This window comes from Nitrososphaera sp. (assembly GCF_050748925.1).
Lineage (GTDB): Archaea > Thermoproteota > Nitrososphaeria > Nitrososphaerales > Nitrososphaeraceae > Nitrososphaera.
The window spans coordinates 1-5,941 of the sequence record NZ_JBOGQF010000108.1; the positions used below are offsets into that span (position 1 = coordinate 1).

The 5,941-nt window shown below is 54.4% G+C and carries 7 protein-coding genes and 2 pseudogenes; 7 read left to right on the plus strand and 2 right to left on the minus strand.

The window, feature by feature from the left end; all coding sequences use genetic code 11:
* On the minus strand, positions 1–458 hold a 458-nt coding region (locus tag ACREAY_RS09065), incomplete at its 3' end, for a rhodanese-like domain-containing protein (RefSeq protein WP_431755451.1).
* A gap of 252 nt (positions 459–710) precedes the next feature.
* On the opposite strand from ACREAY_RS09065, the gene ACREAY_RS09070 reads away from it, so the two are divergent.
* A complete protein-coding gene (locus ACREAY_RS09070) occupies positions 711–1,172 on the plus strand; it encodes a S1C family serine protease (RefSeq protein WP_431755452.1) in 462 nt (153 codons plus the stop codon).
* 31 nt (positions 1,173–1,203) lie between these two features.
* A complete protein-coding gene (locus ACREAY_RS09075; protein ID WP_431755453.1) occupies positions 1,204–2,442 on the plus strand; it encodes an aminotransferase class III-fold pyridoxal phosphate-dependent enzyme in 1,239 nt (412 codons plus the stop codon).
* Here ACREAY_RS09075 and ACREAY_RS09080 read toward each other — a convergent pair.
* Positions 2,439–3,686 (minus strand): acyl-CoA dehydrogenase family protein, encoded by a 1,248-nt coding sequence (locus tag ACREAY_RS09080; protein WP_431755454.1) that lies wholly within the window; start codon positions 3,684–3,686, stop codon positions 2,439–2,441. The two genes, ACREAY_RS09075 and ACREAY_RS09080, sit on opposite strands and share 4 nt — an antisense overlap.
* A gap of 54 nt (positions 3,687–3,740) precedes the next feature.
* Here ACREAY_RS09080 and ACREAY_RS09085 point away from each other — a divergent pair, with 54 nt between their 5' ends.
* The 5 genes and pseudogenes from ACREAY_RS09085 (at position 3,741) to ACREAY_RS09105 (ending at position 5,751) form a co-directional block, all read left to right on the plus strand.
* Positions 3,741–4,187 carry a MaoC family dehydratase gene (locus ACREAY_RS09085; protein ID WP_431755455.1) on the plus strand — a complete coding sequence of 149 codons (447 nt, stop codon included), beginning with the start codon at positions 3,741–3,743 and terminating at the stop codon, positions 4,185–4,187.
* A gap of 163 nt (positions 4,188–4,350) precedes the next feature.
* Complete coding sequence (locus ACREAY_RS09090) at positions 4,351–4,575, plus strand: hypothetical protein (protein ID WP_431755456.1); 225 nt, start codon at positions 4,351–4,353, stop codon at positions 4,573–4,575.
* An 82-nt stretch (positions 4,576–4,657) separates the two neighbouring features.
* A pseudogene (locus tag ACREAY_RS09095) lies at positions 4,658–5,233 on the plus strand (YdeI/OmpD-associated family protein).
* Between the two features lie 52 nt (positions 5,234–5,285).
* A pseudogene (locus ACREAY_RS09100) lies at positions 5,286–5,594 on the plus strand (DUF1697 domain-containing protein).
* 4 nt (positions 5,595–5,598) lie between these two features.
* Positions 5,599–5,751, plus strand: a complete 153-nt coding sequence (locus tag ACREAY_RS09105) for a hypothetical protein (protein WP_431755457.1) — start codon at positions 5,599–5,601, stop codon at positions 5,749–5,751.
* Positions 5,752–5,941: the final 190 nt, after the last annotated feature.

Genomic DNA, 5,941 nt, shown 5'->3' on the forward strand with positions numbered 1-5,941 from the left:
ACATAAGTCATACAGCCTTTGGACACCCGCCTCAATTGCCACACTCTAACCTGTTTTTGGTCTTTGGATGGGATGTTGTGCAAAGGCACTTCCGCAACGTCATATACTTGGTTCCAGGCTGCCATTCCGCCTTTGATGCTGCGTACCTTGTACCCCATTTTGGAAAGCGCCTGTGCGGCCATTTGCGATCTCTGCCCATGAGCACAAAGCGTCACAATTTCTTTGTCTTTTGGAATCTGCTCAGCCACCAAGCTGTGTGAACTGATAATCTTGTCTATCGGTATGACGGGCGTCTTTTGGTATTTATCGTACGACAATTTCCATGCGTCGTGTTCCTCTTGCGTCCTGACATCCAGTATGAATACATCTTCTCCTTTGTCCAATTTCTCTTTTAGCATGCCTGCTTCGATCTCAAGAGGATTGGTAGCTCCTTGGCGAGTCGGGAGTTTAGATTTCATTATTAATCTTTGCACATGATTTTAGCCCTGTTGTCACTTTTAACTATTTTCTGTCATTTAGCAAGCAGTCAATTAGAATTTCCGGGATCGAAGCAGACTATTTCTCATAATGTCAAGGTAATACAACAACCAACATAGCTTCGCCTACCGCAGGGCCCGTCATACATTCTTGGAATTTTAATTATTCTAGCGCGTTATTCTGTGGATAATGGCGACAGTAAAGTAGTTATCCCATCCCTGCGGCATACAGCTGTGCATACTGCATTCAGCACGGGCGTCTCGTTTGGCATCCTGTTTGCAGTGGTCGGGCTATCGTTTGCATACGTCAGCGGAAACCCGGTAGAGGTCAATTTAGGCCGGCCGTGGGTAGGCGTCGAAGAGGGCACCAACGTGGATGCAGCTATAGCAGAGGCCATGGGATTGCAAGAAGCAAAGGGCATCCTAATCATTACCGTCGCCGAAGATAGCCCGGCAGACAAGGCCGGCCTGAGGCACGGCGACGAAGTCGTGGAAATCGAGGGCGAGCGCATACGGATAGGCGGCGACGTGATTACAGGCATCAACGGCAGGCAGGTCGCTAACAACGCGGACGCAGAGGCCGCGCTGGCAGGCAAGATGATAGGCGACAGCGTCAAGTTTACGGTGATCAGGGACGGCTCGACGCGCGACTTTAATGTCGTGCTCGAAGAGTTGCCCGCAGAAAGGCAGCCATAGTATTCTTAAGAAACGGCCACCCATTATTTGCATGGGACGCATCAACATTTTCTCCGAGCCGCCGGGCCCGAACGCGACTCAAATAATTGACAGGGTGAAAAGCCTCTGCTACGACTCGACCTTTACCTACCCGCTCGTGATTGACACCGGCGAGGGCTGCGTCGTCAGGGACGTAGACGGCAACTCGTTTCTCGACTTTACCTCCAACATCGGCGCCTGTCCCCTCGGGTACTCGCACCCGGACGTCGTGGCGGCACTTGCAAAGATTTCAAAAAACGGCGCCCACAAGATCGCAGGGCAGGACTTTTACTGCAAAGAGCACGCCGACCTTGCCGAGAGGTTTCTGTCCATTGTCCCGCAGGGCTTCAAAACATTTTTCATCAACTCCGGCGCCGAGGCCGTTGAAAACGCGATAAAGGTGGCGTACCGCAGGCGCATGTCGCAGGACCTGCCAGTGCTGCCCGGCGTGTCGTGCGTCGGCGCGTTCCACGGAAGGACCCTGGGTGCGCTCTCGTTCACCTTCAGCAAGCCGGTGCAAAAGGCAGGGTTCCCGGAGCTACCGGCGATGAGGATCAAGTTCTGCACCTCAGATGGCGACCATGAGATCGACGCGGTCGACAAAATATTGGAGGAAAACAAAGTTGCGTTTGTGATAAGCGAAGTCGTCCAGGGCGAGGGCGGCTACAACGTGGCGAGTCAGAAATTTGTAAAGAACCTGCGCAGGGCGACAGAGGAGCGCGGCGTGCCGCTGATACTTGACGAAGTGCAGTCAGGTATGGGGCGGACCGGCAGGTGGTGGGCGTTTGAGCACTATGGCGTCGAGCCGGACATCATGAGCGCGGCCAAGGCGCTGCAGGTGGGCGCGACTGCGTTCAGAAAGGACCTTGACCCGGGCCACCAGGGTGTGCTTTCAAGCACCTGGGGCGGGGGCAACAGGGTCGACATGGCTGTGGGGGCGGCAGTAATCGACGCCATCAAGCGGGACAGGCTCCTTGCCAACGCGAATGCGATGGGCCAGCGGCTGAAAAAAGGGATTGGCGAGCTTGTAGGCAAAAAGGGAGGAGTCAGCAACGTGCGCGGGATCGGGCTGATGATAGGCATCGAGTTTGATGAAAAGGCAGGGCGCGACGCGGCGCTTGCCAGGCTTTTCAAAAAGGGCCTGCTCCTGCTGCCGGCGGGGCAAAAGGCCATGCGGGCGATTCCGCCCCTCGTCATCGCAAAAGAAGAGATAGACGAGGGCATAGAATTGATGGCGTCAGAACTTGGCTAGTACGCCGAATGGCCGAGCACGCCTGACGCAATTTTCAGCTCCAGCACCTCGTTTGCGCCCTCGTAGATAGTGGTCGCCCGGCTGTCGAGAAAGTGGCGCGCGACCCGGGCGGTCTTGCGGTAGCCGGCAGAGCCGAATATCTGCACCGACCTGTTGGCGCATTCAAACGAGCAGTTGCTTGCATGGAACTTTGCCATCGCGGCCAGCGCGTCGGCCTCTGACCGCAGGGCCGAATATTCCGAGTTGCCCCGGCCAAGGCTTTCGAGCCAGTCTCCGTGCTCCTTGACCTGTTCGACGTATTCGTGCAACCTTTGCCGCGCCGCTGCCGCCCTGTATGTGAGCCACCTGGAGCTCTGGATGTCGGTGGCAATCCTCGCAACGTGCTCCTGGACCAGCTGTTTTTTCGCAAGGGGTGCGCCGTGCTGCTCCCTTGACTTTGCGTGCGCGGCCGACTCGTCAAGGCAGTCCTGCATCACGCCCACCGCGCCGGCGGCGACAGAGAGCCGGCCGTCGATGAGCGCGCTGTATGCGATGCTCAGGCCCTGCCCCTTTTTCCCAAGCAGGTTCTTTTTTGGCACGATGCAGTTGTCAAAATAAATTTCAGCGTTTTTGACCGTCAGCAGGCCCACCTTGTTCTTCATCTCTTCTGTGCGCAGGCCGGGCGAGTCGCGCTCTATTATGAACGCGGACACCTTGCCGGTCGCAGGGTCCTTGGCGTAGGTCGTCATGACGCCTGCAAACGTGCCGTTTCCTATCCAGTGCTTTTTGCCCTTTAGCACAAACGAGTCGCCCTGCTCCTCAAACGTCGTGACCATGGACGCAGGGTCGCTTCCCGCCGCCGGCTCTGTAAGAGCGAATGCCATCACATTGTCGCCTTTTACAGTCGGCGGCAGGTGCTGCTTTTTCTGCTCCTCGCTTGCCCAGCCCTGCAGGACCAGCTGGCCTATCGACGTGTGCGCAGAAAAGAACGTGCGGAGCGAGCTGCCCTCCTGCCCTATCCGCTCTATCGCAAGGGCGTAGGTGAGCATGTCAAGCCCCAGGCCGCCGTATTTTTTCGATACCGGGCAGCCGAGCATCCCAATCTTGCCAAACGCCGGGATTACCATGTCGTTCAGTTTTTCGGCAAGGTAGCACTCCTCTTCATGGTCCCGTATTTCCCGGCACACGCCGTCGACCTTTTCAAGAAAAGTTTTTTGATCTGGAGAAAGCGTAAAGTCCATCCGGGAAATGTTGGAATAGGACAATGGGGATTGATTCGACGCGTAGGTATAAAAGCAAGACTCTGCCCCGATGCCAAGATGAAGTTTGACGACTTTGTCCCCGGCCAGACTTTTAGCGCGGCGATGACGATAACCAAGGACGACTTTGACAAGTACATTTCCTTTGCGCGCACAAAAAACGCGCTTCATGAAAATCCCGAACTTGCTGCAAAAGAAGGCATCACGGACGTGCTCCTGCCCGGCAGGTCGATAATTGCGCGGGCAGAGGGCGAGATGACCAGGCTGCCAGCGTTTTCAGACTGCATCATGCTCCTTTACGGCATGGACGGCGACTCGGGATGGGGCGGAAGGCAGACGCGCTTTATGAGAGAGGCGTACGCAGGCGAGGCGCTTGAAGTAAGGTATACGGTTGTTAACAAAAAGGAAGAGAAAGATTACGGCATCCTGCGCGTGGACTATGAAATAAGCAAGGCAGGCAGGCCGGTGGCTATATCGCGGGGCAACCTGTACAGAATAAAGAGATAGCCAGCGCACGATGAGCAAAAGCGCGTCCGAGGGGACTCGACGCCTGGAACAATGCTTCTGCGGATCCATAGCACCCGGTTTTGTATAAAGATTACAAGTACTGTAGCGGATTTCGCAGATCTCTAGGAAAAGGCTTATCTCTGATCATAGTGCTATGCGTTCCATGCGGAATGACATTATGGCGACAAATTCCGGTGACAAATACTGGCTTGATGAACTGAGATCGCTTGGCATAAGCCCGGATAGAACGAACGAATTTAATGATGAAAAAGAACTCGGCAATCTAGCCGAAATTATCAAGCAGGCCATGCTGCAGGATTACGGCACCGCATGCAGCGAAAAAGGCGAAAAGTACGAACAGGAAGCAAAAGCTACGGTAAGCGTCTGAAGCAGATCCAGCTGGCATGGCGCAAGATGCCAGAGCAGTATGGCGCATCTCTTAATATGGTCGCAAACATTTTTTTACGAATATGGGTACAGCCAACCTGCCGGTCATTTCGTTCGCATCTGTAAAAGAGTGGGAGGCGTGGCTTGCGAAAAACCATGCAGACTCTGCTGGTATATGGCTAAAGCTTGCAAAGAAAGATGCAGGGATTGCCACCGTCACCTATGGTGAAGCGCTCAAGGTTGCCCTCTGCCACGGCTGGATTGACGGGCAGGGAAGCGAATTTGACGACAAGCACTGGCTCGTAAAATTCACTCCCCGCGGCCCGAAAAGCATCTGGTCAAAAAGAAACCGCGATCTTGTCGCGCAGCTGACTGCAGACGGCAAGATGCGGCCCTCAGGTCTTGAGAAAGTACAAGCCGCCAAAAAAGACGGCAGGTGGGAGCAGGCATACGACTCCGAAAAACATGGCAGTCCCCGAGGATTTTTTGGCAGAACTTGCAAAGAACAAGAGAGCAATGGCATTTTTCAAGACGCTCAACAAAGCAAACACCTATGCTATTGCGTGGAGGCTCCAGACCGCAAAAAACCAGAGACGAAGGAAAAGCGAATGAAAAAGATACTGGAAATGATGGCAAAAGGGGAAAAGCTCCATGGCTGAATATGTGGCGTTTCTGCGCGGCATCAACGTCGGCGGGAATAACAAGATAGGAATGGATGAGCTGCGCCAGGCGTTCATGTCGTGGGGATTTGCCGGCGTCAAGACAGTCCTTGTAAGCGGCAACGTGATTTTTGAAACCAAAAAGGCCGATGCCCGCCTTGCGTAGGCCATAGAGCAAAACATATCCAAGTCGTTTGGGATTGACGTGAGCGTCATCGTCCGCACTATTGACGACATCAAGGCTTTGGCAGACGCAGACCCATTCAAAAATATCAAGGTGACCCCACACCAGGCTCTACATCACGTTTCTTGCAGACAAACCGAAAAGCAAGACCCCGGAATCGCAGGACAGGGACTTTAGGATTTTGCATGTCCCAGACGGCGAGGTGTTTAGTGTCCTCACACTTTCGCCGGACCGCCGGACGGTCGACTTGATGAAGATCCTTGAAATCGAATTTGGGAAGAAGATAACGACCCGGAACTGGAACACGGTTTCCAGGATATTGAAGGCCAGCTAGGACAAGCCCGCCCATAGCGATATCGCGGGGCAACGCACACAGGATAAAGAATAGCAGTTTTCATCAAGATAAATAATGATGGGCAAGCGAATGGCTGCTGCGCGTGACTAGCGCAATCCTGCCAGGATTTTGGCGTGGATCTCACCACGCTTGCCGATGTGCTTGCCCATCCTCCAGGCCAGTTCCAGAG